This window comes from Natrialba asiatica DSM 12278, from assembly GCF_000337555.1.
In the GTDB taxonomy this organism is placed as follows: domain Archaea; phylum Halobacteriota; class Halobacteria; order Halobacteriales; family Natrialbaceae; genus Natrialba; species Natrialba asiatica.
The window spans coordinates 53,092-77,980 of record NZ_AOIO01000034.1 but is presented as its reverse complement, the minus strand read 5'-3'; the positions used below and the strand labels follow the sequence as shown (position 1 = coordinate 77,980).

Annotated in this window: 28 protein-coding genes; 14 read left to right on the top strand and 14 right to left on the bottom strand. The window is 63.9% G+C overall.

What is annotated here, in order from left to right; all coding sequences use genetic code 11:
- Window positions 1-21: 21 nt before the first annotated feature.
- The gene (locus C481_RS15095; protein ID WP_006110145.1) at window positions 22-288 is read right to left on the bottom strand and encodes a hypothetical protein; all 267 of its coding nucleotides are present in this window, start codon (window positions 286-288) and stop codon (window positions 22-24) included.
- Between the two features lie 461 nt (window positions 289-749).
- Between C481_RS15095 and C481_RS15090 the strand changes: the two genes are divergently transcribed.
- Window positions 750-1,907, top strand: a complete 1,158-nt coding sequence (locus C481_RS15090) for an outer membrane protein assembly factor BamB family protein (protein WP_006110144.1) — start codon at window positions 750-752, stop codon at window positions 1,905-1,907.
- Window positions 1,908-2,177: 270 nt separating this feature from the next.
- Here the strand turns inward: C481_RS15090 and arcS are convergent, their stop codons facing one another.
- From arcS to tgtA, 3 genes are all read right to left on the bottom strand, one after another.
- Window positions 2,178-3,968, bottom strand: coding sequence for an archaeosine synthase subunit alpha (arcS, locus tag C481_RS15085; protein ID WP_006110143.1), 1,791 nt, complete (start codon window positions 3,966-3,968; stop codon window positions 2,178-2,180).
- 74 nt (window positions 3,969-4,042) lie between these two features.
- Window positions 4,043-4,405: a TRAM domain-containing protein gene (locus tag C481_RS15080; protein WP_006110142.1), complete on the bottom strand. Its 363-nt coding sequence runs from the start codon at window positions 4,403-4,405 to the stop codon at window positions 4,043-4,045.
- A 49-nt stretch (window positions 4,406-4,454) separates the two neighbouring features.
- Window positions 4,455-5,930, bottom strand: a complete 1,476-nt coding sequence (gene tgtA / locus C481_RS15075) for a tRNA guanosine(15) transglycosylase TgtA (RefSeq protein WP_049904704.1) — start codon at window positions 5,928-5,930, stop codon at window positions 4,455-4,457.
- Window positions 5,931-6,263: 333 nt separating this feature from the next.
- Between tgtA and C481_RS15070 the strand changes: the two genes are divergently transcribed.
- Window positions 6,264-7,652: a midas domain-containing protein gene (locus C481_RS15070; RefSeq protein WP_006110140.1), complete on the top strand. Its 1,389-nt coding sequence runs from the start codon at window positions 6,264-6,266 to the stop codon at window positions 7,650-7,652.
- A 71-nt stretch (window positions 7,653-7,723) separates the two neighbouring features.
- Here the strand turns inward: C481_RS15070 and C481_RS15065 are convergent, their stop codons facing one another.
- Window positions 7,724-8,284 (bottom strand): NUDIX hydrolase, encoded by a 561-nt coding sequence (locus C481_RS15065; protein ID WP_006110139.1) that lies wholly within the window; start codon window positions 8,282-8,284, stop codon window positions 7,724-7,726.
- Between the two features lie 187 nt (window positions 8,285-8,471).
- Here C481_RS15065 and C481_RS15060 point away from each other — a divergent pair, with 187 nt between their 5' ends.
- Window positions 8,472-8,747, top strand: a complete 276-nt coding sequence (locus tag C481_RS15060; protein ID WP_006110138.1) for a PadR family transcriptional regulator — start codon at window positions 8,472-8,474, stop codon at window positions 8,745-8,747.
- A gap of 206 nt (window positions 8,748-8,953) precedes the next feature.
- Here C481_RS15060 and C481_RS15055 read toward each other — a convergent pair whose 3' ends face one another.
- Window positions 8,954-9,277: a hypothetical protein gene (locus C481_RS15055; protein ID WP_006110137.1), complete on the bottom strand. Its 324-nt coding sequence runs from the start codon at window positions 9,275-9,277 to the stop codon at window positions 8,954-8,956.
- A 110-nt stretch (window positions 9,278-9,387) separates the two neighbouring features.
- On the opposite strand from C481_RS15055, the gene C481_RS15050 reads away from it, so the two are divergent.
- The 3 genes from C481_RS15050 to C481_RS15040 all read left to right on the top strand — a co-directional run bounded on the left by C481_RS15050 (window position 9,388) and on the right by C481_RS15040 (window position 11,026).
- Window positions 9,388-9,690: a ubiquitin-like small modifier protein 1 gene (locus C481_RS15050; protein ID WP_006110136.1), complete on the top strand. Its 303-nt coding sequence runs from the start codon at window positions 9,388-9,390 to the stop codon at window positions 9,688-9,690.
- Window positions 9,691-9,810: 120 nt separating this feature from the next.
- Window positions 9,811-10,713 carry an AzlC family ABC transporter permease gene (locus tag C481_RS15045; RefSeq protein ID WP_006110135.1) on the top strand — a complete coding sequence of 301 codons (903 nt, stop codon included), beginning with the start codon at window positions 9,811-9,813 and terminating at the stop codon, window positions 10,711-10,713.
- Complete coding sequence (locus C481_RS15040) at window positions 10,703-11,026, top strand: AzlD family protein (RefSeq protein WP_006110134.1); 324 nt, start codon at window positions 10,703-10,705, stop codon at window positions 11,024-11,026. The genes C481_RS15045 and C481_RS15040 overlap by 11 nt, the downstream gene beginning before the upstream one ends.
- A 20-nt stretch (window positions 11,027-11,046) precedes the next feature.
- Here the strand turns inward: C481_RS15040 and C481_RS15035 are convergent, their stop codons facing one another.
- Entirely contained in the window at window positions 11,047-12,696 is a 1,650-nt protein-coding gene (locus C481_RS15035) for an ABC transporter permease (RefSeq protein WP_006110133.1), read from the bottom strand.
- Window positions 12,697-13,572 (bottom strand): ABC transporter ATP-binding protein, encoded by an 876-nt coding sequence (locus C481_RS15030; RefSeq protein WP_049904687.1) that lies wholly within the window; start codon window positions 13,570-13,572, stop codon window positions 12,697-12,699.
- Window positions 13,573-13,712: 140 nt separating this feature from the next.
- Between C481_RS15030 and C481_RS15025 the strand changes: the two genes are divergently transcribed.
- Window positions 13,713-14,003, top strand: coding sequence for a hypothetical protein (locus C481_RS15025; RefSeq protein WP_006110131.1), 291 nt, complete (start codon window positions 13,713-13,715; stop codon window positions 14,001-14,003).
- A 6-nt stretch (window positions 14,004-14,009) separates the two neighbouring features.
- The gene (locus C481_RS15020; protein WP_006110130.1) at window positions 14,010-14,393 is read left to right on the top strand and encodes a hypothetical protein; all 384 of its coding nucleotides are present in this window, start codon (window positions 14,010-14,012) and stop codon (window positions 14,391-14,393) included.
- A gap of 128 nt (window positions 14,394-14,521) precedes the next feature.
- Here the strand turns inward: C481_RS15020 and C481_RS15015 are convergent, their stop codons facing one another.
- Together C481_RS15015 and C481_RS15010 are read right to left on the bottom strand one after the other, a co-directional pair.
- Window positions 14,522-16,444: an aldehyde ferredoxin oxidoreductase family protein gene (locus C481_RS15015; RefSeq protein ID WP_006110129.1), complete on the bottom strand. Its 1,923-nt coding sequence runs from the start codon at window positions 16,442-16,444 to the stop codon at window positions 14,522-14,524.
- Between the two features lie 164 nt (window positions 16,445-16,608).
- Complete coding sequence (locus C481_RS15010) at window positions 16,609-16,797, bottom strand: DUF1328 family protein (protein ID WP_006110128.1); 189 nt, start codon at window positions 16,795-16,797, stop codon at window positions 16,609-16,611.
- A 262-nt stretch (window positions 16,798-17,059) separates the two neighbouring features.
- Between C481_RS15010 and C481_RS15005 the strand changes: the two genes are divergently transcribed.
- On the top strand, window positions 17,060-17,251 hold the full coding sequence (locus C481_RS15005) for an HVO_0649 family zinc finger protein (protein ID WP_006110127.1): 192 nt from the start codon (window positions 17,060-17,062) through the stop codon (window positions 17,249-17,251).
- A 98-nt stretch (window positions 17,252-17,349) separates the two neighbouring features.
- Window positions 17,350-18,450: an archaeosine biosynthesis radical SAM protein RaSEA gene (locus tag C481_RS15000; protein WP_006110126.1), complete on the top strand. Its 1,101-nt coding sequence runs from the start codon at window positions 17,350-17,352 to the stop codon at window positions 18,448-18,450.
- Window positions 18,451-18,480: 30 nt separating this feature from the next.
- Here the strand turns inward: C481_RS15000 and purQ are convergent, their stop codons facing one another.
- Both purQ and purS read right to left on the bottom strand, forming a co-directional pair.
- On the bottom strand, window positions 18,481-19,161 hold the full coding sequence (purQ, locus tag C481_RS14995; RefSeq protein ID WP_006110125.1) for a phosphoribosylformylglycinamidine synthase I: 681 nt from the start codon (window positions 19,159-19,161) through the stop codon (window positions 18,481-18,483).
- A gap of 59 nt (window positions 19,162-19,220) precedes the next feature.
- Entirely contained in the window at window positions 19,221-19,472 is a 252-nt protein-coding gene (gene purS / locus C481_RS14990; RefSeq protein WP_006110124.1) for a phosphoribosylformylglycinamidine synthase subunit PurS, read from the bottom strand.
- Between the two features lie 183 nt (window positions 19,473-19,655).
- Between purS and C481_RS14985 the strand changes: the two genes are divergently transcribed.
- The 3 genes from C481_RS14985 (at window position 19,656) to C481_RS22270 (ending at window position 21,543) form a co-directional block, all read left to right on the top strand.
- Window positions 19,656-20,138: an SHOCT domain-containing protein gene (locus tag C481_RS14985; RefSeq protein ID WP_006110123.1), complete on the top strand. Its 483-nt coding sequence runs from the start codon at window positions 19,656-19,658 to the stop codon at window positions 20,136-20,138.
- Window positions 20,139-20,290: 152 nt separating this feature from the next.
- Window positions 20,291-21,259 carry a formyltetrahydrofolate deformylase gene (locus tag C481_RS14980; RefSeq protein ID WP_006110122.1) on the top strand — a complete coding sequence of 323 codons (969 nt, stop codon included), beginning with the start codon at window positions 20,291-20,293 and terminating at the stop codon, window positions 21,257-21,259.
- A 110-nt stretch (window positions 21,260-21,369) separates the two neighbouring features.
- Window positions 21,370-21,543, top strand: a complete 174-nt coding sequence (locus C481_RS22270; protein ID WP_006110121.1) for a DUF7556 family protein — start codon at window positions 21,370-21,372, stop codon at window positions 21,541-21,543.
- Window positions 21,544-21,735: 192 nt separating this feature from the next.
- Here C481_RS22270 and C481_RS14975 read toward each other — a convergent pair whose 3' ends face one another.
- Both C481_RS14975 and C481_RS14970 read right to left on the bottom strand, forming a co-directional pair.
- Window positions 21,736-21,942, bottom strand: a complete 207-nt coding sequence (locus C481_RS14975; RefSeq protein ID WP_006110120.1) for a hypothetical protein — start codon at window positions 21,940-21,942, stop codon at window positions 21,736-21,738.
- Window positions 21,943-22,016: 74 nt separating this feature from the next.
- Window positions 22,017-23,036, bottom strand: a complete 1,020-nt coding sequence (locus tag C481_RS14970; protein WP_006110119.1) for a phosphoribosylaminoimidazolesuccinocarboxamide synthase — start codon at window positions 23,034-23,036, stop codon at window positions 22,017-22,019.
- Between the two features lie 211 nt (window positions 23,037-23,247).
- On the opposite strand from C481_RS14970, the gene cofH reads away from it, so the two are divergent.
- Entirely contained in the window at window positions 23,248-24,621 is a 1,374-nt protein-coding gene (cofH, locus tag C481_RS14965) for a 7,8-didemethyl-8-hydroxy-5-deazariboflavin synthase subunit CofH (protein WP_006110116.1), read from the top strand.
- Window positions 24,622-24,889 lie beyond the last annotated feature (268 nt).

Genomic DNA, 24,889 nt, shown 5'->3' with positions numbered 1-24,889 from the left:
GAAAGGACCCGTCGAATCGGTTCAGTTCGAGCCGGTCGACCGCGGGTCGACGGTGAACTCGAGCAGTCCGAGGGCCGCCACGCAGTCGGGACAGCAGGGCCGGGCGGTGGCTTCGTAGGTCCCTGTCACGCCGGGTCCCGGACGCGCGGTGAGGCGGATCCAACGGTCGGCGTCGATGGGGCGGTCACAGCGGTAGCAGACCGTCTCGTTCTGTGCGTCGAGATCGGCTGGGTCGTGGGCGGGTGCATCCAGGGGTGGCGACCCGTCGGACTCCGCGGTCACCGACACCACCCGTGGTGGGCAGCAAGGAGACAATTCGAAACAGGCCCGTGCGTGGAACCATCCGGCTCCGTGCGCTGGTTGTGAACGATAGCTATCCCTGTCTGTCGTGCGAGACCTTTTTGTCTCGGTAGCAGTAATGGAAACATGGCAACCATTGCGAGCCGCAGTGGAAGCCACGTCTCGGGTGTTCTAGCACCCGGGGCATTTCGTACGCATGCCCCCGCGTATTCGTTTGGAGGTGACTTCCGTTCTGACAGTTCCGCAAGGAGAGTAATATAACTACTGGAATTTCTGTGAAGAAAGTGGGCGGATGGGTGCCCTCGTTATCGTGCGGAGACGGGGTCGGTTCGTCAGTCGTCGCGGTCAGTCGCGGACACAAAGGAGGAATGGGATTGGGTGGTGGGTGCGATTAGCAACACAGTCACCAAATATTTAGTGTGGCGGAGTGAGCATCTGCCGTGCCTTCCATGCGTCGTCGCCAGGTCCTCGTGGCCGCATCCTCCGCGACCGTCGGTCTCGCTGGCTGTACTACGGCTCGGGAACGCCTCGGAGATGTGCGCCGCAGTACCCCGGAGCGCCGCGTTGACCCCGACTGGCGTCCCGGGCCGGGAACGTGGGCCGAAGACGACTACGGCCCTGCGAAGCGCCGGTACAATCCGCACGCAACACCACCACGAACCGAACCCGAGATCGACTGGCGGTACGACCTCGACGACCGGCTCGGTGACGGGTCGCTCGTCGTCGCCAACGGGACAGTGTACGTCTCGACACGGTACCGGCTGGTGGCGCTCGACGCCGCCGACGGAACGCACCAGTGGGAGCACGATATCGACGGCGCTTCCGGGCTGAAGTACGTCGATGGACGCCTGTACCACCTGAACTGGGGGCTCCAAGAATCGGAGCTGGTCGCGCGTTCACCCACAGGAGACGAGCAGTGGCGAGCCACCGTACCGAGCCAAATCACGGGTATTCACGAGCAGAACGGCTACGTGTTCGTCGCGGATCGGGATCGGTACTGGACGCTCCACGCAGACACAGGTCAAATCGTCCGCGAGCGCGAGACGTGGGTCCGAAACATGGCGGCTGCCAACGGCATGCTGTACGCAGCCTTTTCCGGGATCCTCGCCAGCTACGAGGGAGAGGGCCGAACGCTCGCGGAACGCTGGCGCGTCCAGAGTCAGGACCCCACCGAATCGCGTCATCCAACGATCGCGGAGGAACTGATCTACGTTTCACAGTACCAGCCTCCCGCCGACGGCGGAGACGTGGTTGTCTACGACGCCGACGGAGAGACACAACACAGAATTGAACTCGATTACGGGTCGTTCGCGATCACCGTTGCCGAGAACGGACCGATCGTCGCGCCGATCGCGACGAGTAACAGGGAACTCCTCGCGATGCGGCCCGACGGGAGTCGACGATGGACCGCCGGCGTGAGCGGGGCTGCCGGCGCGATCGTCGCCGACGGAACGGTGTACGCCGGGTATCCGCTGACCGCGATGGACGCCGAATCCGGCGAACGTCTCTGGGAGCGAGACGCGATCGGAACCGCCCGATTCGTCGCTGCGGACTCGACGCTGTACGCGTCGACGGCCGACAATCACATCGTCGCCTTACGCGAGTGATCCGCCTCGGTCGGCGGATAACGCCACGGAGAAGCGGGTGACCAGCGCCAATTGTGACAGCCATCAGGCGGTCTCTCGGATGAACCGACCACTTACGATCTTCTATTTCTCCCATCTCGGTCACGTGTAGACGTAGTTTTCGCTACTGAGCCACGAATCTCCCTGCTCAGTTAAACTGTGAAGGAACTCCAAACGGCTCTCTAATTCCCTAATTCCCTCGGACAGACTTCGTGGCTGAGCCCTCAAAGGCCAACAGATGAAGGACCCTACTCACTTCTCTTCGACGTGGCGAATCTCGCAGGCAACGCCGCGTGAACTCTCCGCCATCTCGCGGCCAAACATCTCGGCGCGGCCGACGGCGAATGCATTGGGACCTTCGACGACAACCTCGTCGCCGACGCGAATATCTTCGTCGGCGTCGACCACGCCCGGCGCGAGCACGCTGCCGTGGGGAACGAAGCCGTCGATTTCGACGCGCTTGACCGGCGCATTGCTGTCGACCCACCGGCGGGCACCCGCGAGGGTAAAGGAGAGGGTACCGTACTGGGGCACCATCGTCGCGAGCTGGGTATCCTCGCGGTCGCGGACCTGGATCTTCGGGTACCGGCTCGTAGTCTGGATGTCGTCGAAGAGTTCGTCGCCGGCTCCGTCGCCGAGCAGGTAGTCCGCGATGGCGCGGACGGTGTTGTGCTCGCGCTCGCGCTTCGAGTACTTGAGTTCGCCCGCGAGCGCCTCGCTGAGATTCGCGAGTGACTCGTCGTCCGTCGGGTGTTCCGCGACGGTGTAGGTCACGTCGAGGTCGAGTTCGTCCTCGACGCGGCCGACGATGTCTCGATACCCCTCGTCGGGAACGTGAGCGATGATCCGCGGGTACTCGTTGCGCTCGAGATAGCGCCGGAGCACCGCGCTGACGAACTGCTTTTCATCCTCGGACCAGCGCCCGGTGACGACGGTGTCGTAGTGCTGGGCCGGATAGGTCGTCTCGAGTTCTTGTGGAACGACGCCGATGGGGCTGGTCATCGAGACGAGGTGGGCGCGCCACTGGATGGCGTCGTGGAACTGGCGGTGACTCTGGGACTCGCTGTAGGGCTTCGCCGCGGAACAGGGCACCAACACGAGCGGGTTGTCGAAGCGGTTTCGGTACCGCGTCGTGACGCGGTCGGCGTAGCGCTGGATCTCGACCCGGCGGAGGGTGTCCTCGGTCGCCGCGTCGATCCGCGCATCCCGGAGGATCGGCGTGCGCTCCTCTAGGTAGCCCCACTGCGAATCGAGTTCGCGCATCGCGGCGGTGAGCCACTGGTCCTGGCGGGCCTGTCCCTCGACGTAGTCGCGCAGGCGGCCGTCGCGAATGCGCCGGCGGACGATTCCCATCTCCGCTTCGAGCGCGTTGACGTTGTGCTCGACGCAGTCCTCGCGAGTGAACTCGTCGCGGGGCTGCTGGCAGGCGGGACAGGAACAGGGCAGTTCATAGAGATCTTCGAGGAAGTAGGCGTCGTCGGTCGTCAGGTACCGGCCTTCGGTGCCCTTCACGACGGCGGCGGTGCGGTCGAGGAGATCGACGCCGGCGTAGGCGAGCAAGGCGACGTTTCGCGGCGTGGCCACGCCGGAGAAGAACAGTGCGGTGTCGGTCGGAATCGCGCTTCGAACGTCGACGACGGCCTCGACGAGTCCGGCACCGTGGCCGGTGAACGATTGCACGTCCGAGACCGCGTAGGCGTCGGTGCCGTGGTCCGCGGAACTCTCGCTCGAGACGACGGCGACGCTCGGGTAGTCGACATCCGGATACTCGACGGCGAACGACTCCTGAACCTCCTCGGCGGTGCCGCCGGGAAACGCTCGGTGGGGGAGGACGGTGAGTTTCGAGCCGTCGCCCGCGGGGAGTTCGCGGTCGGCTGACCAGAGCGACCCCGCGTCCTCGAGCACGTCGTCGACGAGCGCGGGGGTCGTTCGGGGTGGCTTGCGATCGGGGTCCGAATCGGCAGCCGCAGCCTCGAAATCGAGGCGGAGTTCACCCACGCGCGCGGCCCCGTCGCGCTCGTGGATTTCGAAGTACTCGGTCATACCAGAACTGGGCGGGGGAGCGCGAAAGAGGCTGTCGGTGTCGGTCGCCGGCTACCGTGCGTCTTCCCCTCGTGCTACGAATTCCCAACGTACCGCGCCGTCGCCGACGTGTGTCCCCGGTTGAACGAGAGGATCGAAATCCGAATCACGTCCGTCGGCTCGCACCGGTCGGGCACGTCCTCGACGAAGACGACGAAGCCCTCGATCTTGCAGACCGCCTGGCGCTCGCCCGTGTGGTGTTCGGAGAACTCCTGAATCGCGACCTCGCGTTCGTCGCCGATCTCGACCGGCGGCTCGCGCTGTTGGGCTTCCCTGTGGCTTTCCCACGATTCCCGTTGAGCGGCCGAGCCGCCCGGGCCACGAACCCGCCGAACGACCCACGACGCGAACAGGACTAGTACGAGCAGTCCGAGCACCAGCGACGCTACACCGAGCATATCGGATACTGGATCGTGCTCGCACCTTTGCTGTTCTGATTCGACTGTTTCACTCGCCGGTCAGATCCACGAGTTCAACGCGGGCCGGCAGCCGGTCTCGAATCGTCGCGGGCCAGCCCCGGTGCGCCAGGGTGAACTCGGTGTCCGGGTTGGATTCGACGAGTCGGGTCACGCCGTCCGCGGCGGCCGCGATGGCCGCGCGGTCGGTTCGATCCGGCACCTCCGCGGTGAGCGGATAGCTCTTCGAGAGCGCCCGCGGGAAGGGGCCGAACGGCGGCTCGACCCGCCAGGAGGCGTCGAACTCGTCGCCGCGGGGGGCGTCGCCCTCCGTCAGGAGCAGCGAGTCGGGGACCGAGAGCCGGTCGAGTCGCCGGTGGTGGCGGAGCACTTCGGGTCGGCGCGCGCTCTCGTGGGACGTATAGAAGAACGCGCCTTTCGAGACGGGGTCCGTCCGCTCGAGTTCGGCGGCGTGATCGAGCAGCGTCCGGTAGCCGTCGAGCATCGTGGGGTGGGAGCGAGCGCGCTGTTCGACGAGTTCGAGCAGGGTGCCGGCGCGGATGGCCTGTTTGATCCGGCGGATTTCGGCGAAGGTGACGTGGAGGTTGTGGGCGGCGAGTGCTTCCTCTCGCTTTCGGTCCGGCAGCTCGCGGATTTCGGTCGGCGAGTAGGAAGCACAGACGGGACACGAACAGGGGAAGTACGCGAGATCGTCCAGGTTGCGAGTGCCGCGAACGGTGAGGTAGCGGTCGTCGCGGGCGTAGAGGGCGTAGGCGGCGGAGTCGAAGAGGTCACAGCCCATCGCGGCGGCGAGGGCGAACATCATGGGGTGGCCGGCACCGAAGAGGTGGACCGGCGCGTCGGCTCCCAGCCCGCGTTTCGCGGCGGTGACGGCGTCGACCACGTCGTCGTAGCGGTAGTCGTTCATCAGCGGGACGACCGCGCCGACGGGGAAGACGTCGAGATCGGTCGCGTCGGCGTGGCGGCCGGCCCGCTCGCGCAGGTCGGGGTAGGTCGAGCCCTGGACGGGCGCGGTGACGAGCATCTCGCCCGTGTCGACGGCTTCGGCGGCTTCGAGTCGCTCCTGGGTCGTTTCGAGTTCGGCTTCGGCGCGCTCGCGGGAGACGTCCGGCGGGGTCGGAATGTCGACGGGCGTGCCGATGTCCGAGCCGATCGCGTGCTGGAACTCGAGGATTTCCTCGGTCGTCACGTCGATCTCGCCGTACTCGGCGAGTTGGAACGAGCCGGAGTCGGTCATGATCGCACCCGGGAAGTCGAGCACGTCGTGGAGGCCGTTCGCGAGCGCTTCCTCGCGGACGTCCTCGGTGCCGTGGATGATGTAGGAGTTCGTGATGAGGATCTCGGCACCGAACTCGTCGGCGAGCCGTCGGGGGCTGATCGTGTCCAGGTTCGGGTTGATTACGGGCAGGAGGGCGGGCGTTTCGACGGTGACGTCGGCCCGTGGAACGGTCAGTTCGCCGAGGCGGCCGCCGGCGTCGGTCGATCGAATTTCGAAGCACTCGCGCATCGAGCGTGTGTTGGCGAGGGGACCGGTAAACGTTCCGTTCCGCGGCGTTCCGTTCGGCGGACCGTTCCGATGGATGTCCTGGACGGGCGTGTTCGTCGCACCGTTCACGGTGGGGTAACCGGCTGCTTCCGACACGCCGGTGGGGATCGCAGGCCCAAACGAGAGTCGCTGCCGGCCGAGGTGACGTATCATGCCACTGCCGACGTTCATCGGTACCGACCGAGTGAACGACCGATTAGTATCCCGTTCGCCCGTTCTAATGAGACGTTCCGCCGAGCGAAGTCCGTAACAGTCGGCTCGTTTTAGCCAGCGGTACGCCGTCGGACCATCCGCATGGATTCACGACTACGATCGGCCCGCATCGGCGTCGTCTTCGTCGCCGTCCTCGTCGTCCTCGCCGTCCTCGCGGGGGGTCCTGTCCTCGCCGGAGCGGCAGCAACGCCCCCAGACGACGCCGACGACGGAGACATGAGCGCCACGCTTACGAACGTCCAGGTCGGCACGCTCGAACTCGAGAACGTCACGGTCGAGAACGCGACCATCGAAGCGTTGTCCGTCGAGCAACTCGATGCGGACGCGGAAGAACTCGAGGATGAACTCGGTGGCACCACCGAGACCGGCGACAGCAACGAGACGAATGAGACGGACGCCGGCGGCAACGACGTGACCGAGACTGGGACCGCGGCCGAATCAGAGACGACATCGCAGCCCGAGTCCGTAACGCTCTCGAATATCGAAATCGAACGGCTCGAACTCGCGAACGTTTCGGCTGCAGAACTCGAATTCGACGGTAACGCGGTCGGAGCGATCGATACCGAAACTGGCGGTGACGACGCTACGAGCGACGGCGAGAGGGAGACTGCTGACAACGCAACCGAGGAGACGGACAGTCCGGACACTGACGCCGAAACCGACACTGGAACGGATACCGACGCCGCAGCCCAACTGATCGGCGAGAACGCGGACGAACTCTCCGTTCAGAACCTCACGATCGTATCCATGAACGTCGATCAGCTGTCCATTTCGGATCTCCAGATCGAGGAGAACGAGGGCGTTCTCGACCGGATCGGGACCCTCTTCGGCGGACTCTTTGCCGGTGACGACGCCGAGAACGGCACCGCCAACGAAAGTGACGGTGCAGCTACCAACGATACGACCGACACAACTGAGACAATGGCTGAGGAAAGCGGAGACGCAACCGCCGACGAGAACGGTACTCCCGCCGACGGGACCGAAACCAATGACTCGACGGCTGAACTCGACGAACTGACGATCGAACAGTTCGACGTCGGTGAGATCGCTATCGACTCGATGACCGTCCAGACCCTGGAGGAAGCAGACGATGGTGATAGGGGTGCGACGAACGAAAGCGACGAGGGCACCGAAGCCGGCAATACGGCTGGGGAAGATAACGCAACGGGCGCGGGTAACGATATTGGCGCTGAAACCGACATGACCGGTAGCAGTGAAACTATCTCGGAAGCGAGTGCGACATCGATCAGTATCGGCGATGCCGCGGCGGATACCGTTACACTCGATGATTCGTCAGCCCTCGAGTCAGGCACTGCCGACGCGACAGGCGACGGGATGACCGGAAACGGGAACGAGACGGCTGGGAACGGGAACGAGACGACCGATGACGGGATGACTGACAACGGCAACGGGACCACTTCCGACGAAACCGAATCTCAGAACACGATTCCGCCCGTCACTAATCGGTAGTTCAGACACACCAATCTTCTTTTTCGACCCAACCGGTGGTCGTCTCTCGGCTGATACGCCCAGCAGCCCAATTACGCCGACTCGCCCGCCCCGAACAACTCGTAGTACGATACGGCCAGCACCGCTCGTCCGTCCCGGACCTCACCCGCAGCGATCGCATCCACGAGTTCGTCGAGCGGCGTCGGGTCGACGCGGATGCTTTCGTTGTAGTCGAGTTCCTGCTCGGCGGTCGGGCGACAGTCGCGGGCGACGAAGAAGTGCAGGACGGAGTCGGCGATGCCGTTTGCCGGTTCGACGGTGACGAGCGGTTCGAGACGGTCGGCTTCGTAGCCGGTTTCTTCGGCGAGTTCGCGGCGAGCGGCGGTTTCGAGGTCGTCGTCTTCGGGTTCGGTGCCGCCGACGGGGAGGCCGTAGTTGACGCGGGAGACGGCCTGTCGCCACTCGGTGATGCAGACGACGTCGCCGTCCGGCGTGAACGGGAGGAGACAGACGCTTGCGGGTTCGGAGAGGTAGTCGAACTCGGTGTCGGTGCCGTCGGGGAGGCGAACGGACTCGTTAACGATATCGAAGCCGGGACAGGTGTAGGCTACCTGCCGGTCGACGGTCTCCCAGGCGAGGGGATCTGCTGGCATATCGCTCGATACGACGCTGTGTCTCAAAAGAGCCACGTCATCCGGGCCGGTGATCGGAGCGGTGAATCGACGTGGGCAGTGGTGGCCTGTATCGACGCTATGGAGTCCGTTCTTCGCGATGGTGGGCGTGTACTCGCTCTATAACAAAACCACGAATCGATGAAGGTTGGGATTCAGAGGATGATCCATGGATCAGCTAACTGGATTCCAGCGTGATTTGCTGTACGTGATCGCAGGCAAGGATCGACCATCCGGCCAGACGATTCTCGATGATATCAACCACTATATCGACCAGCCGGTCACCCACGGACGGCTGTATCCGAATCTCGACACCCTCGTCGAGAAAGAACTCATCGAGAAAGGGCAACTCGACCGCCGGACGAACTACTACGCACTGACACCGAAGGGACGACGAGTGTTACAGCGTCGTCAGGAGTGGGTTAATCAGTACGTCGACGTCTGATCACTGCTGGCGAGCGACTGCTCGAACCGTCTCAGGTGTTTTTCTCGCGGTATCGTCCGTTGAGTCGATTCCGTTGATTCGTCGATTAGTGGATTCGCTGATTCGTCGATCCGGTCGGTCTCGGACTGCAAACGGGACCGCTGGTTCGACTCCCAGCGTCGCCGCCGGTCGAATCGAAACCCGCGCTATTCGACGTATGGGTGCTGTTATCCGGAGTCCGTGTCGGATTCCGATTCGTTGTCGGTGCCGGTATCGTTCTCGGTATCGGTTCCGCCCTCGGTGTCGGTACTCGTGTTGTTCCCGTTCTCGGAATCGGTATCGTTCGTCACGTCAGTGCCGGCTTCTTCGTCTCCGCCGTTTCCGCCTCCCTCCTCGATGTCCTGCCCGTTACCGGTGCCCTCCTCCGATTCGGGGGTGCCACCTCCGTTACCGCCCCCGGGACTGCCACAGCCGGCAACGAGCGCCGTTGCAACCGCCGTTCCTGTTACTCCGAGCAATCGCCGCCGAGATCGACCGTTCGAACGCGCCATATTCGCTCTCTGGCGGCGAAACGAATAAACACTGAGCCGACATCTGCGGGGAACGGCACCGTACCGGCTCCGGCGTCGACATTTATACCGCCGCCGGTCAACTATTTCGTATGGAACTCACGCTACGCTTCTTCGCGACGTTCCGGGACGCCGTCGGCGAGAAGGAACGAACGCACACCGTCGATGCCGACGCCACCGTCGGCGACGTCCTCGCCGACCTCGAAACGACCTACGACGGCCTCGATGGCCACCTCCTCGCCGAGGACGGTACCGCGGTTCGCCAGCAACTGAGCGTCCTCAAGAACGGCCGTGATATCACCCACATGTCCGGCCCGGATACTGAACTCGAAGACGGCGATGTCGTCTCCATCTTTCCGCCGGTCGCCGGCGGCTGCGTCGACCACCGTCGGTGAACCGAACCGCGGGACGGGCCTCCAGTAGCGGACGACGCTCGAGAATCGAGTTCTCTTTGACCGTGCGTTTCGAGAACGCTTTACGCGTCGACCCACCGAATTACTGCAAGGAGTGATCGAATGGAACTCGACCCGGAAACTGACGAGTACGCCGACAGCGAGACCGATGCACGACGGTCCGAACGCGCGAGTAAGCGGACGGACGGTCGCGAAGATGCGGCGGCCGACGTGACGCCGGCTACAGCGGGGCCGAACACGGCATCGACCACGGCCACACCCACCGCCGAGAACGAGGCGACCGCCACTGAGGCCGCGGCCGGCGCAACCGAACCGGACGCCGCCGTCACGTTCGACCGAGACGGTCTTCGAGCCGGCTTTCTCAAAACGATCCCGGTCGCGCTCGGCGTTGGCGGCTACGGCATCGCGTTCGGCATCCTGGCCGATCAGGCCGGTCTGAGCGTTATCGAGGCTGCACTCATGAGCGCAACCGTCGTCGCCGGTGCCTCCCAGATCGTCGCCGTCGAACTCTGGGCCGACCCGCTCCCGATCGCCGCCGTGCTCGTCACCACGTTCGCCATCAACCTTCGGTACTCCCTGATGGGTGCCGCCCTTCAGCCGTGGTTCAAGCGCCTCTCCGCCACCAAGGTCTACGGCAGCCTCTTCGTCATGGCCGACGAGAACTGGGCGCTGACCATGCGCTCGCTGAAATCCGGCGCCGGCCACGGCGCGTTCCTCCTCGGCAGCGGCATCGCCGTCTGGCTCGCCTGGGTCGGCGCGACAATCGTCGGCACCGTCGCCGGCGGCGTCGTCGGCGACCCGACCGCGTACGGCTTCGACTTCATCCTCGCCGCCGTCTTCCTCGCCCTCGCCGCCGAACTCTGGGAGGGCCGGTCCTCGCTCCTCCCCTGGTCCGTCTCGCTCGCCACCGCTCTCGTCACCGCCGAACTCGTTCCCGGCCGCTGGTACATCCTCCTCGGCGGTCTCGCCGCCGCCACCGTCGAGGTGATTCGCCGTGGCGAGTAACGCTCTCACCCTCTCCCTCGACCCGCTCGTCGTCGCCGTCGTCCTCGCGATGGCGCTCATCACGTTCCTCACGAAGGTCGGCGGCATCTGGCTCGTCCGCCGATTCGAACTGAGCGACCGCCTCGAAGCGGGCCTCACCGTGCTCCCCGGCGCGATCGTCGTCGCCGTGGTCGGGCCCGAACTCGCAGCCGGCGGCCCGGCGGAGTGGGCTGCTGCGGGTGCTGTCTTGCTCGTCATGTGGCGGACCGAGAGTATCCTCCTCGCGCTGTGTACCGGCGTCATCGCCGTCGTGGCGTTTCGGACGACCTTCTGAGATTCGACGCGAGAGGACGGCTACGCCTGGAGCGTCCGACGTGCCAGCGCAGCACCGAGGGCGATCAGCCCGACAGCGCCGAACAGCATCGGCGTCGCGGTGCCGACAGTTTTGGTCGTTGCCCCGGCGAAGTCCAGGGGGACGATACCGTTCAGGGGACCCGCGTACCAGAGGACGAGATAGCCGAGTTCGAACGCTCGTCGTGTTCGGCTCCACAGTCCGAGCGCCTGGGCGACCGAGGGAACGAACAGCACCGCTCCGACGAACACGACTGCTCCCTCGGGCCCGGCATCGAGGACGGTCGGCCAAAGCGCGACGCCGAGAAAGGCTGCCGTCACGACCGCGCCGGCGGCCCACTCCGCGAGTAGTTGCCGGTACGGCTGATTCGAGGAGATGACAACGGGCGTGATCCGGTAGTGGTCCGTCCGGTAACCCATCCCCGACCAGACGAACAGCGGCCAGATCGCCGCAATCGAGACGATCGCGTTCGACGGCGCGGAACCGACGAGTCCGACGACGGCGATGAGTGCCACCCCAGCGTACCACCACCGAGCGTGCCCTCGGACCAGGAGCTTGAGTTCCTGAATAAACAGTCGGCCGAACCCGCCGGCCGAACGGTCCGTGACCGGCGTCAATGAGATGTTCACGGGTTCGCCCGTCTCGGATCCGGCGGCAGTGGTATCATCGCGGGAGAATACGGACGTGACGAACCGACCGAGTCGGCCGGCGACACCAATGTCCGCCGATTCGTCGCGAGGCGCGTATCGATCGTACGGCAGGGTCGCGACGAGTGCCAGTCCAACGCCCGCCAGCGCGAACCCGAGGCGATTCGCGTAGAACCACGCGGGCCAGGAGCCGCCGTTCCACTCGAACGTGGCCATCGCGCCGCCGATCGTGCCGGTCCCGTAATTTGCTACCGGCGGGCCGTCGTATCCGGGAGCGACTTCAAGCAGCGCGTCGAACGTCATCTCTCCGGCTGCGACCAGACCGATCGAGTCGACGGCCCGAATCCAGAGCGAAATCGATCCCGCTCCCCCATCGTCCCCCGCGAAGGCGGCTGCTACGAGGGACAATAGCGTGACCGCGCCGAAGAAGTACGTCACGTTCCCGAGCGTACCGCGAAGCCGATCGGTCGACTGGAAGACGAGCGTCACGCCGGCGACGAAACACCCCATCGGAACGCCGATCAGGAATACCGCGCCGACGATCCAGACCGGATCGGTCGGACCGACGCCGTGGACGGCGTGATTGACGAGCGCCGCCACGGCCAGCGTGGTCAGCATCACCGCAACGACGCCGACGTGGCTGAGCCACTTGCCCAGGAGGTACGCGCGGTCGCTCACGGGCGTACTCGCGAGGAGTTCGTCGAATCCCGTTTCCCGATCGCGTCTGAGCGAACTCGCGAGCACGTAGTAGCCGAAAAACAGCAGGAATAACCCTCCAGTGAGCCCGGTTGTCAGCCCGATGTACGGCGCGGTCGGCTCCCCTCGATAATCGACGGTGGTCCCGTCCACGGTATCCTGATACAGCAACTCGAACGTTCCGACGTTCAACTGGTAGCCGATGTACGCGATAATCGCTAACACGACCAGAAACCGGCGCGAGCGGGTTCGCTGAAGAAAATCGGCGCGAGCGACGCCGACCGCGGTCGACACTGTCCCGGCGACCATCTACGCTCCCTCTCGCGACCCGATATGGTCGAGATAGGCGTCCTCGAGCGTTGGCGTCACCGATTCGGCGTCAGGTGACGGACGTTCGTCGGCGATGAGCCGCACCCGGACGCCGTCGGCCTGTTGGACGGTGCTCGAAATCCGGTACCGCTCGCGCAGTTTCGCGAGGTCCTCGCGCGGGGCGACGAACTCGTAGACCGTCCCGTCGGTGGTCGCGACGAACGATTCGGGATCGTCGTGGGCCAGTAGTTCGCCGTCGTTCAGGAGGGCGACCCGCTTGGCCGTCGCCTCGATGTCGGGGACGATGTGCGTGGAAAGGAGAACGACCCGATCGCTTGCGACCGACGAGAGCAGGTTGCGAACCTGGACCCGCTTTTCGGGATCGAGGCCAACGGTGGGTTCGTCGACGACCAGCAGGTCGGGATCGTTGAGCAGCGCCTGTGCGATGCCGACGCTCTGGCGCATCCCACCGGAGAAGGCGCGGAGTTTCCGATCCCGCGCGTACTCGATGCCAGTCAGCGTAAGCAACTCGTCGATACGAGCGTCGGCCGTCTCTCGATCCAGCCCGCGCAACGCGGCCACATACTCGAGAAACTCCGCGGCGGTCAGATCGGGATAGACGCCGAAATCCTGCGGGAGATATCCCAGCACCGCCCGAACCTCACCCGGCGCTTCGGTGACGTCGGTGCCGTTCCAGAAGACAGTTCCCGTCGTCGGTTCCGCGACCGTCGTGATGATGCGCATCAGCGTCGACTTCCCCGCCCCGTTCGGGCCGAGCAAGCCGTGGACCCCCGTCTCTAATTCGAGGGTGACATCACGAACCCCCCAAAGCTTCTCTCCGTAACGTTTGCTGACAGACTCCAGACGAAGACACATTACTAACATGACCACATTGGAAAGACAAAAAGGTGATTGTGGTGTGACATTCTCGCTGTCGACCGCGATCGGGGCGAACAGTGCAGTCCGATGGACCCCCCGGCACGCGAATTTATCCGTTCGGACGACGAACCGTCTCCATGGAACGGCGTATCGAGCGGTCCTTTCGCGGTATTTCCGAGCGGCTCGCGGTTCGGTACCTCTCACACCTCGGCGGCGAACGAGTCGAGGACGGCGACGAAACGGTGGTCGAAGCCGACGACTGGACGGCGACGATCACCTCGGAATCGGTCGACGTCGGACCGACGCTGACACTCACCGAGGTGACGATCGTTTTCGAACGTGATGCGAGCGACGACGCCGACGGGAGCACACCGCTCGACGAACTCGTCGACACCTTCGCTCAAAAGGCCATGCGTGCCGGAGGCTGAACGAGCGTGAGCGCCGACCCCATCGACGGGCAGGTCCTCCTGCTCACCGCAGCGAAAGCGAGCGTCCCACCCACGCGCCTCCCTGAACTCGTCGACGACGCACAGACGCATCTCGCCAACCGACTCGAGCGCTACCGACACGAGTTCGAACGCCTCTACGCCGACGAGTTCATCGAGGCGTTTCTCGTCGAGTGGGGTCACTGGGCGGACCTCGGCGCTGAACTCGGGATGAGCGAGCGAGAGATCGCAGCGGTTCGCCGGGCACACGAAGAGCAGGTACTCCGTGCCGGTCGACGGATGGATCGCGAGGGCGAGTTCGAGACGGCGTTCGAGATTCGGGAGGCGGTGTGTATCGGAGTGAAGTCCGAGTGCGAGTCGGATCCAGAGTGAGTGGGGTGGGGCGGATTTCGGATCGTTCTCTCAGGCTCCAGCGACGGTCACGGAGATTTTCTAGCCGGGAACTACTGAAGACGAGGCAAAACGGATCGAAAGCGGACAGCGAGAGTCGGAACCGCGGTTCAGTCGTCGGCCGGAGCCGCCGAATCGTCGGTCGAGACGCCCGTTCCCGGCCCGATATCGATTTCGAGTTCGGCGAGTTTTTCCTCGGGGACGACGCCGTCGACCCAGCCGCGGTAGTCGTAGTACTCGTCTTTCATTTCGTCGAGTTCGCAGAACTCGCCCTCGCTTGCGCCCTGACCGCGGATGCCGTCTTCGAGGAAGCGCTCGGGGAGCGAGTCGTCGTCGCCGTCGAAGCCGAGGAGGTTGTTGTAGTAGCGCTCCAGGTTGTAGACGCGTTCGCCGGCTTGCAGTAGTTCGTCCTCGGTGACGTCGCGGCCGGTCATGCCGTTGTACTGGAGGACGTACTCCTCGATGCCCTCCGCGAAGGCGTTGAACTTGCAGATGTCGAAGGAGTCGCTGATGGCGTGGAGATCTTGGAACTGGGCGGTGAGTTCGCCCTTGCCTTCGTATTCGTAGGGGTCGACCTTCTCGGGGATGCCCAGGATTTCGGCGGCCGGCGTGTAGCCGCGCAGGTGGCACGCCCCGCGGTTCGAGGTGGCGTAGCCGATCCCCATGCCTTTCAGGCAGCGCGGGTCGTAGGCGGCGATCGTCTGGCCCTTCACCGCAAGCGAGTTGTCGTGGGCCTCCTTGCGGTCCGCGACGCGGCGCGGGCCTTCGGCCAGCAGGTCCGCGAGGTCGTCCTCGCGGCGGGCGATGCGCTCGATCATGTCGACCATGGTCTCGTGGTCGCCCCAGTCGAGTCCGCCCTCGTCCTCGAGTTTGCCTTCCTCGGTCATCTCCATGGCCATCGCCATCATGTTCCCCGTGTCGATGGTGTCGACGCCCATGTCGTTACAGCGGTCGATCATGAGCGCGATGGCGTCGCGGTCGGTGTGTCCCGAGTTCGGTCCGAGCGAGTAGGCGGACTCGTACTCGTAGGATTCCATCCGGACGTTCATCTCCTCGCCCTTGTGCATCGCCTGGACTTCGACCTCCTTCTTGCAGGCAACCGGGCAGGAGTGACAGGTCGGTTCGTCGACGAGAATGTTTTCGCGGACGTTCTCGCCGGAGACACGCTCGGCATCGATGTCGACGCCCTCGGTCTCGCGCATGCTTTCGGTCGACGTATAGCGCCCGTTCTTCGTCGGGAGGCCGTCCATCTCCTCGCCGATGTTCATCAGGACGTTCGTCCCGTACTGCGAGAGGCCGCCCTCGTTCGGCGCGGTGACCTCGGATTCCGTGATCGCCTGCATGGCCTGCTGGTGGCCCTCGCGGAACGTCTCCTGGTCCGCCGGCTGGGGCATCTTCGTGTTCGACTTGATGACGATCGCTTTGAGGTTCTTCGACCCCATCACACAGCCCGTTCCGCCGCGGCCCGAGGCCCGATCGTCCTCGTTCACGATGCTCGCGTACTTGACCTCGTTTTCGCCGCCGGGACCGATCGCCATCAGCGAGAGGTTCTTCCCGTAGGAGCCGTCGACTTCCTCCTCGAGTCGGTCGCGGGTCTCGTGAACGCCGTTCCCCCAGAGGTGGGAGGCGTCGCGGAGTTCGACCTCGCCGTCGTCGACGTAGGCGTAGACCGGGTCGTCGGATTGTCCCTCGACGAGCAGTCCGTCGAAGCCGGCCCACTTCAGGCGAGCGCCGGACCAGCCGCCGTGGTGGCTGTCGGTAACCGTACCGGTCAGCGGCGATTTCGTGCAGACGGCGATCCGTCCGCTCATCGTCACCTGCGTGCCCGATAGCGGCCCGTTCATAAACGCGAGCAGGTTGTCCGGCCCGAGCGGGTCGACGTCCGGTCCCTGTTCGAAAACGTGCTTTACACCCAGCCCGCGTGCGCCGATATACTTCCGCGCATCTTCCTCGTCGATCGACTCGTAGTCGACTGTTCCCTCCGACAGATCGATGCGAGCGAGCCGGTCCTGGAAACCACCGAGTTCAGTCATGGTAATCCCTCACCGTTTATTTGGGCCGCCAGAGTGTTAGTTGTTCACACCCTTGGGTAACGGGTTCCGGTTACGGCCATTGGTATCAGCCTCTCAAACTGCCCGCCTGCACGATCGAGTATCGAGTGAGAGCGATTCAATGGATCTTCGAGAGTCGCGTCCGGTCACAACAGGAGTGCAACGATCGCGAGCACGATGAAGACCAGCACGAAAATCCGTGCGATCTCCATCGAGATGCCGGCGACACCCCGAGCACCGACTGCAGCCGCGACGATCGCGAGGACGAAAAAGACGATCGCCCAGTACAGAAAGCCGTCACCGGCGAGCTGGAGCGGCGGTGTGAACTCGAACATGGCCCGAGTCACCACAGCATCCCACATAAACGCCGTTGACCGTCTCTCACTGTTTGTCTCGCTAACGACAGGCTACGGCACAGTAAGGGTACCTTCTCGTTTCATGGGTACTCCCTACTCCGCCAGAATCGGAACGAACGGTCGTGATTCGTTGGTACCCATGGTAACACCAATCGAGATCTATTCGAAAACTCCGGTTGTTGTTCGACTCCGAATAACTGGGTGCCAAACTGTTAATAAGGATCACGATAGATGCTAACACATGTCTACCTACCACTCCCCGTTCGATCGGCTCCGGGCGAAGTTCGACGAAACTGAACTTACGTGTCGGCAGTGTGGGTATCACGACGAGAGCGGCGGGTGGCGCGTCAGTTCATCGGGAGATCGTGTTCAGTACCAGTTCGTCTGTCCGTCCTGTAGCGCCGTCGAAACGCGGGAAATGCGGCTCAGTTGAGGTGATGCGATACCAGCCGGTTTGCGATCGAGTGAAATTAGGGACGTCGGTCAGCCCAGACGAAGGCGCTTTAGGCACCCATCCGCTTTGTCCGCCTAATGAGTCAACCCACGCCCGAAGTCTACGAGCAGGGCAAGGGCATGGACGCCCACAACCAGGTAATGCGGGAGATCCGCTCGCGCAAGGAGGCGAGCTACGATCCCCACGAGCCGACCCGCGTCTGGCTCGACGAAGACAACACGCCCGACGGCGTCAAACAGAGCCTGACCATCATCCTCAACACCGGCGGCTGTCGCTGGGCGCGCGCCGGCGGCTGTACCATGTGCGGCTACGTCGCCGAGAGCGTCGACGGCGGTAGCGTCAGCCACGAGGCCCTGATGAACCAGATCGACGTCTGTCTCGAGCACGAACGGGAAAACGGGGACGAGCCGGCCCAACTCATCAAGATCTACACCTCCGGCTCCTTCCTCGATGAACGCGAAGTCGGTGCAAAGACGCGCCGCGCCATCGCCGACACCTTCGCCGACCGCGAACGGATCGTCGTCGAATCGCTCCCGGATTTCGTCGACCGCGAGAAGATCGGCGAGTTCACCCAGCACGGACTCGACACCGACGTTGCGATCGGACTCGAGACGGCGACCGATCGCGTGCGCCACGACTGCGTGAACAAGTACTTCGACTTCGCGGACTTCGAGGACGCCTGCGCGGAAGCCGCTCTCGCCGACGAGGACGCAGACGGCGAGGCAGACGCCGGCATCAAAGCCTATCTCCTGATGAAGCCGCCGTTTCTCACCGAATCCGAAGCCGCCGCGGATATGATCTCCTCCATCGAACGCTGCGCCGCCGTCGAGGGCTGTCACACCGTTTCGATGAACCCCTGTAACGTCCAGCGCTACACGATGGTCGATGAACTCTACTTCAACGACGGCTACCGCCCGCCGTGGCTCTGGTCGGTCGCACACGTACTCGAGGAGACCGCCGATGTAGACGCCATCGTCGTCTCGGACCCCGTCGGCCACGGCTCCGATCGCGGACCGCATAACTGCCAGGAGTGTGACGACCTCGTACAGAAGGCGATTAAGGACTTCGACCTGCGACAGGACCCCGCCGTCTTCGAGCAGGTCTCCTGCGAGTGCGAGCGGACGTGGGAGGTCGTGATGGAGCGCGAGCGGAGTTTCAACCAGCCGCTGACGCGCTAGGTACTGGAACTGCGTCCGATCGTCCGTTTTCTATGCGGTCTCGAATCCGCGCAATATACCCTGTCCGTCCGTCGGACCGACAGCCGGCAGCGTCGCACGCTCCGGGTGTGGCATCAATACTGCGACCGTCTTGCGGTCGCCGAGGATACCCGCGACATTGTGCTTCGATCCGTTCGGATTCGCCGCCGCGCTCGGCTCGCCATCCTCGTCACAGTACCGAAAGAGGATCCGGTCGTCGACCTCGAGTTCAGTGAGTCGCCGCTCGCTGAGTTCGTAGCGGCCCTCGCCGTGGGCGATGGGGATCTCGATGACTTCGCCCTCGTCGTAGGCGGCGGTCCAGGGGGTGTCGTTGCGTTCGACGCGGAGGTGGACGTGTTCGCACTGGAAGCGGGCGCTCTCGTTGGTCGTGAACGCGCCGTCGGTGAGACCGGTTTCGCAGCCGATCTGTGCGCCGTTGCAGACGCCGAGGACGGGCGTGCCGTCGGCGGCGGCCTCGCGGACCGCGGACACGATCGGGGAGCGGGCGGCCATCGCACCGGCGCGGAGGTAGTCGCCGTAGGAGAAGCCGCCGGGGAGGACGATACCCGACGTATCCGCAGGGAGACCGTCCTCGTGCCAGACGATCTCGGCGTCGATACCGAGGTGTGCGAGCGCGCGTTCGGCGTCGCGGTCGCAGTTCGAACCGCCGAATCGGATGATCGAAACCGTCACAGTCGCCACCCCGCGGTGGTGCGACCGACGGGTTCGATCAGCGTGATTGGGGCGGACATCTACCGGTCGTCGACCTCCACGTCGTAGTCGTGGATGGTCGGGTTCGCGAGCAGTCGTTCCGCCATGTCCTCCGCGCGCTCGCGGGCGGCCGCGATCGAGTCGGCTTCGAGGTCGACTTCGAAGCGGTCGGCCGAGCGCAGCGCTTCGAGTTCGAAACCGAGGCGTTCGAGGGCCTGTTTGGTGGTTTCGGCCTCGGGATCGAGGACGCCGTGTTTGAGTCGAACCGTCACCGTGGCGGTGTAGGCGGTCATCACCTGAAACCCCGTAACCGTGCTCAAAAACGCTTTCGGCTTCGCTACGTAATCCACGTTTGTGGATAGATGTTGCAGCGAGGGCGACGTGCAGTCATAGTACGTCCGGTTTCGAGACAGGAACGAGAAATCGCCCTCATGTTGAATCGACTATCTTTTTTATTTGGAGGAAAAGACAACTGTATGACCTCGGATCGGCCGGTGATCCGCGTTTCCACGCTCGCGATTACCCTCGCCGCGCTGGTGCTCGTCCTGGGTCTGCTCGCATTGGCCGTGATCGACGTCAGCCTCGCGATCGTCGTCATCATCTTTGCGTTCATTTTCGGCGGCGATCTCCTCGGACACATCACGACGGCGCTGGCCGACGAAGTGACGAGTTCAGCCGACGGGGCAAAACCGAACGACACGGCTGCTGATCCCCTTGAAGCGCTGCGAGCGCGGTACGCAAGCGGCGACCTCTCGGACGCCGAGTTCGAGCGGAAACTCGAGACTCTCGTCGAGACGGAGACCGAGACCGATGCCGCTCGGTACCTCGCTGATCAGTCCCGACAAAGCGATCGCGGCAACCCCCCGTTCGATTCTGCGGCCGAACGCGATGGTGACACTGCCCGGGAGGATGAGATCGACGCTACTCGCGACCGTGACCCCGACCGGTCGATCGAGTGACGCCGCTATCGGTTCCGTCCTCGTGAGACCGGAACGGTGGTATCGAATCTCTCGCAGAGACAGGCACGGAAAGCAGGACTTTTAGCCGCCCGTGGACTGAGATGCGTACTGATACTGATGTCCCGACGTACGCTCGAGCGGAGGTGGCCACGATGACGACCGACGTGACCGAAATTACGGTGATCGGAGACGACGACACCGGGCTCGTCGCCCGGGTGACGAGCCTTCTGTTCGAGCGCGGGATCAACATCGAGGACCTCGATCAGGCGGTTCGAGACGGCGTCTTCCGGATGTCCCTCGCCGTCGATACGAGCGAGATGGTCTGTACGGAGGAAACGCTTCGCGAGGACCTACACGCCCTCGGCGACGACCTCGGCCTCGACGTGCAAGTTCGCTTCCCCGCGGACCGCGAAACCCAGGAAATCGCCGTCCTCGGAACGAAGGAGAGCCACTGTCTCGAAGCCCTCTTCGAAGCCTGGGCCAACGACGAACTCGGTGCCGACATCGGGGTCGTCATCGGCAACCACGACGACCTCCAGCCGCTCGCCGAACACTACGGGGTCCCGTTCCACGACATCGGCGACGAGAAGGGCCAGCAAAACGAGGAGCACCTCATCGACCTCCTCGCGGAGTACGACGCCGACCTCATCGTTCTGGCCCGCTACATGCGCATCCTGAGCCCGAACGTCGTCTTCCGCTACGAGGACCGGATCATCAACGTCCACCCCTCGTTGCTGCCCGCGTTCCCCGGTGCAGAGGCCTACCGCCAGGCCGTCGAAGAGGGTGTCCGCGTCGCCGGTGTAACCGCCCACTACGTCACGACGGACCTCGATCAGGGACCGATCATCACCCAGCGCGCCTTCGACGTGCCCGACGACGCCGATATCGAGGAGATGAAACGACGCGGCCAGCCGCTCGAAGCCGACGCCCTCCTCGAAGCGGTTAAACTCCACCTCAACGGCGACGTTTCCGTCCACCGCGGCCGAACGACGGTCCGCGAGAACGGAACCGGGTACCAGCTGGGCCTGCCAACGAAAATCGACGATGTCACCCCCGACCGCCCCGTCGACGGCATCGGCAGTGCAGTCGCAGACGACCACTCCGGCGCCCACGAACCCTGACCGACACGCAGTAGCGAATCGTTCGGTTATTTTGAATTCTGGTCCCCGAATCTGAGTCAGCTCACCCACTTTCCGAAACGTTCATCTACTCGACGGACGGATTTGAGACTATGTCTCCCGGAACGGAGCCGGTCGGCCGGCAACGGGCTCCCGATTGCGATGTCGTTGGCGCAATCGACGAGTTCGACGGCGAGCCACACTACATCATCGCCGATATTTCGCGGGATGACGCCTGGCTCTCGATCGCTGAACCCGACGCCGAACCGCTCGAGGCGTGGCGATAGGGTCGTTCGAGCGACGACCGACACTCGCTCTGACTCTGCCGGTTCCGGCGTTTGCTTACCGAACTCGAGACCGGAGACAGTGTGCTGTAGAAACGATTGTGACTACGACGCTATCAGCGACAGCAAGAGCGACTGGGCCTTTGACACCGCCAACGAATAATAACCACCAAGACGACCGGACTCCCGAGACGCTCAATCCGCGTCCGTCGGATCGATGGAGGGCCCGCCCTGTGCGGACGAGACAACTCGATCCGTCCACGAATTGGAGACGACCGGAGCCAACGCGAGGACGACCATGGTCGCGACGAAGACGGTCAGCATAGCGCCAGCGACGATAGTGAACCCGATAACAGGGTCAAACGGGACGATACTCGAAACGATACTCGTGGGAACCGTCATGCGAGGTCGTGTTGCACTCGGGACCCGTCGAATATGAGCGTTACTTTCTGTACCGAGATGCTGATCGCGGCGAGTTACAGCCGGCGGACCGCACCGATCGCCGACGAGAGCGGCGGAGCATCGAAGAGTTCCCGTCCAGTGTAGGTGTTTGCACCTGCACAGTACATGTCTCGGGCGGTTTCGAGGACATCGTCGTCGAGCGATGCTGGCTCACGAGTGCACAGTGCCTTCCAGTCGGCGACGCCGTCCTGTTTTGCCTCGACCTTTGCAGCCTCGACGGCCTGCACCCACTCCGGCTGGGTGCGCTTGTGGTACTGGCGGAGTACTTCCTTCGAGAGCTGCGTGCCCTCGTAGCTGAATCGGTTCTCGTCGAACGTGCCGACGACGTCTGCAACGCGAATCTCTCCGTCGTAGTAGAGACACTCGATCTTGCCGTCCTGGTGGTCGAGTCCGGCCGAGTCAGCCTGGTCGGTGATGATCCGGTTGACCTCGCGTGCGAGTTCGGCGAGCGCGTCGATGTCGGCGCGGCCGGCGATGGCGTCGGCTTCCGCGCGGTCGAGGTAGCGGTCACTCTCCTCGTACTTCGTCGAGAACTCGACGATCGGGTCGTCGAGGTCGACGGGTTCGTCGGGCCAGGTGTCGAACTCGAGGCCGTGATCGGCCGGCTCGGTGCGGCTGCGAAGGCTGGAGCCGATCGGGACCTCGTTGCGGAAGACGATTTCGAGCGGAATGAGGTAGTTCGTGCCGGCGGTGTCGTGGTAGTGTTCGTAGTCGTATTCGCGACCGTCGTTCGGGAGGTCGGGGACCTGGGTGAGGTCGATGGCCATCTGCCAGGGTGGGCGAGAGGCGTCCTCGAGCGGGACGACTTCGCCGTTCTCGACGACGCCGCGGTAGTGCGTCGGGACGCCCTCGGACTCGAGTAGTTCGAAGTTAAACGCGCCCATCGTACAGAGACTCGCGCCCTTTTCGGGGATTTGATCGGGCATCTTCCCCCAGTCGAAGACGGAGTAGTCGTCGGTGAAGACGAACGACCCGCGGCCGAGTTCGGTGTCGGTTGCCGCGTCGTCGATCTGGAACTCTTTGACGCTCGTCACGCTCGCCACCTCGTATGGGCATGGAGCCGGTCACCGTCGTCCATACCTCAGTTGCCGGGACGGCGGGTCAAGAAGGTTTCAATATCGCTTGCCAACCGTCCGAGGTGGAGATGCGTAGAGAGGCGTCGAGTGACGAGGAAAGCGGTCAGTCGGGACGGCGGGTTGACCGGTTCCATCACGTTTTTCTCGCTGTGTGCGTATCGTTACCTCGATGGAGCGCCCGGTGACCGAGGCTGATCTCACGTTCGAGCACGTTCCCGAGACCGACCAGGCGTTCGAGAACGCACTCGAGAAGGCACGGACAGGCGAGCGACTGACGGTCGACGACGCGATCGAGTTGCTCACGACAGGGACGGATACCGACGGCATCGACGACGCGCGCAAGGAACTGGTGCTCGAGGCGGCGGATCACCGTCGAGCGGACGTCGTCGGCGAGGAGGTGACCTTCGTCGCGAATCTGAACAACAACGTCACGACGGCCTGTAACGTGGGCTGTCTGTTCTGTAACTTCAAGGACGCCGCACACACGTTCGAACGCGAGACGGCGGTCCAGACGGCGGGCTTTACGAAGACGCCCGAGGAATCGCGGGAGATCGTCACAGACGCCGTTTCGCGCGGAATCTACGAGGTCACGTCCGTCTCCGGGCTTCACCCGGCGTTCGCACTCGACGAGGAACACCGCGAAATCCTCGACTCCCATCCCGATCCGAAGGAGATCAACTACAAACCGCCCGAGCGCTACGAAACCGATCCCGAAACCTACGCAGCGCAACTCGAGGCGATGAGCGTCGACGGCGTCCACGTCCACTCGATGACACCGGAAGAGGCCTACCACGCCAAACGCGGCACGGACTGGTCCTACGAGGAGGTGTACAGTCGCCTCGCAGACGCCGGCCTCGACACCGTTCCCGGGACCGCCGCCGAAATCCTCGTCGACGAAGTGCGTGACGTGATCTGTCCGGGCAAGATCACCACCGACGGCTGGCTCGAAGCGATGGAGGCCGCGGCGACCGTCGGCCTCGGCCTCACGGCGACGATCATGTACGGCCACGTCGAGAACGAGGCGCACCGTGCGATGCACCTCGAACGAGTTCGCGAACTCCAGGAGCGCGTCGACGGCGCGATCACGGAGTTCGTCCCGCTCTCGTTTATCCACCAGAATACGCCGCTGTTCGAACACGGCGTGGTCGACGGTGGAGCCTCCCAGGCCGAAGACGAACTCATGATCGCCGTCTCGCGGCTCTTCCTCGATAACATCGACCACATCCAGTCCTCGTGGGTCAAGTACGGTGACGAAGCCGGACTCAAGATGCTTCACTGCGGCGCGGACGACTTTATGGGGACGATTCTCTCCGAGGAGATCACGAAGCGGGCCGGCGGCGAGTTCGGCGAGTTCAGATCGGTCGCCGACTACGTCGAGTTGATCTCTTCGATCGGGCGGGTGCCGGTCGAGCGGTCGACGGACTACGAGACGCGGCGGGTGGTCGATCCGGCCGCCTCATCGTTCGGTCCTGAACTCGGGCCGAAGGCCGACGGAACGCCGCTGCTTGCCGGCGGAGAGCGACCGGTTTCGGCGGACGACTGAGCGGTGGGGTTTCTAGCGGACGACTGCGTGGCAGGTTTCTAGCGGACGGTCGAACGGTGAAGTTTCAAGGGTGGAAAACGCTCGGCGGGGTCTTTTATACCGGCGTTCGACGGACTAACTGCCAGCGACGAATGGGGGAGTCGGATCGGCAGTCGTGACGAACCGGGGTGGTGGCCGTCGGACGGTCACTATCGCCGATAGCATCGCTTCTACCTATAAATTACCTAGTTTAAAGCAAGGAATTTTTATATATCCAGTAACGAGAGTT

Excerpts from the sequence above, each read along its gene's own strand:
- C481_RS15090 (WP_006110144.1), top strand. The coding sequence starts at position 750 with ATGCGTCGTCGCCAGGTCCTCGTGGCCGCATCCTCCGCGACCGTCGGT.
- arcS (WP_006110143.1), bottom strand. The coding sequence starts at position 3,968 with ATGACCGAGTACTTCGAAATCCACGAGCGCGACGGGGCCGCGCGCGTG.
- C481_RS15080 (WP_006110142.1), bottom strand. The coding sequence starts at position 4,405 with ATGCTCGGTGTAGCGTCGCTGGTGCTCGGACTGCTCGTACTAGTCCTG.
- tgtA (WP_049904704.1), bottom strand. The coding sequence starts at position 5,930 with ATGCGCGAGTGCTTCGAAATTCGATCGACCGACGCCGGCGGCCGCCTC.
- C481_RS15070 (WP_006110140.1), top strand. The coding sequence starts at position 6,264 with ATGGATTCACGACTACGATCGGCCCGCATCGGCGTCGTCTTCGTCGCC.
- C481_RS15065 (WP_006110139.1), bottom strand. The coding sequence starts at position 8,284 with ATGCCAGCAGATCCCCTCGCCTGGGAGACCGTCGACCGGCAGGTAGCC.
- C481_RS15060 (WP_006110138.1), top strand. The coding sequence starts at position 8,472 with ATGGATCAGCTAACTGGATTCCAGCGTGATTTGCTGTACGTGATCGCA.
- C481_RS15055 (WP_006110137.1), bottom strand. The coding sequence starts at position 9,277 with ATGGCGCGTTCGAACGGTCGATCTCGGCGGCGATTGCTCGGAGTAACA.
- C481_RS15050 (WP_006110136.1), top strand. The coding sequence starts at position 9,388 with ATGGAACTCACGCTACGCTTCTTCGCGACGTTCCGGGACGCCGTCGGC.
- C481_RS15045 (WP_006110135.1), top strand. The coding sequence starts at position 9,811 with ATGGAACTCGACCCGGAAACTGACGAGTACGCCGACAGCGAGACCGAT.
- C481_RS15035 (WP_006110133.1), bottom strand. The coding sequence starts at position 12,696 with ATGGTCGCCGGGACAGTGTCGACCGCGGTCGGCGTCGCTCGCGCCGAT.
- C481_RS15030 (WP_049904687.1), bottom strand. The coding sequence starts at position 13,572 with ATGTGTCTTCGTCTGGAGTCTGTCAGCAAACGTTACGGAGAGAAGCTT.
- C481_RS15025 (WP_006110131.1), top strand. The coding sequence starts at position 13,713 with ATGGAACGGCGTATCGAGCGGTCCTTTCGCGGTATTTCCGAGCGGCTC.
- C481_RS15015 (WP_006110129.1), bottom strand. The coding sequence starts at position 16,444 with ATGACTGAACTCGGTGGTTTCCAGGACCGGCTCGCTCGCATCGATCTG.
- C481_RS15010 (WP_006110128.1), bottom strand. The coding sequence starts at position 16,797 with ATGTTCGAGTTCACACCGCCGCTCCAGCTCGCCGGTGACGGCTTTCTG.
- C481_RS15005 (WP_006110127.1), top strand. The coding sequence starts at position 17,060 with ATGTCTACCTACCACTCCCCGTTCGATCGGCTCCGGGCGAAGTTCGAC.
- C481_RS15000 (WP_006110126.1), top strand. The coding sequence starts at position 17,350 with ATGAGTCAACCCACGCCCGAAGTCTACGAGCAGGGCAAGGGCATGGAC.
- purS (WP_006110124.1), bottom strand. The coding sequence starts at position 19,472 with ATGACCGCCTACACCGCCACGGTGACGGTTCGACTCAAACACGGCGTC.
- C481_RS14985 (WP_006110123.1), top strand. The coding sequence starts at position 19,656 with ATGACCTCGGATCGGCCGGTGATCCGCGTTTCCACGCTCGCGATTACC.
- C481_RS14980 (WP_006110122.1), top strand. The coding sequence starts at position 20,291 with ATGACGACCGACGTGACCGAAATTACGGTGATCGGAGACGACGACACC.
- C481_RS22270 (WP_006110121.1), top strand. The coding sequence starts at position 21,370 with ATGTCTCCCGGAACGGAGCCGGTCGGCCGGCAACGGGCTCCCGATTGC.
- C481_RS14975 (WP_006110120.1), bottom strand. The coding sequence starts at position 21,942 with ATGACGGTTCCCACGAGTATCGTTTCGAGTATCGTCCCGTTTGACCCT.
- cofH (WP_006110116.1), top strand. The coding sequence starts at position 23,248 with ATGGAGCGCCCGGTGACCGAGGCTGATCTCACGTTCGAGCACGTTCCC.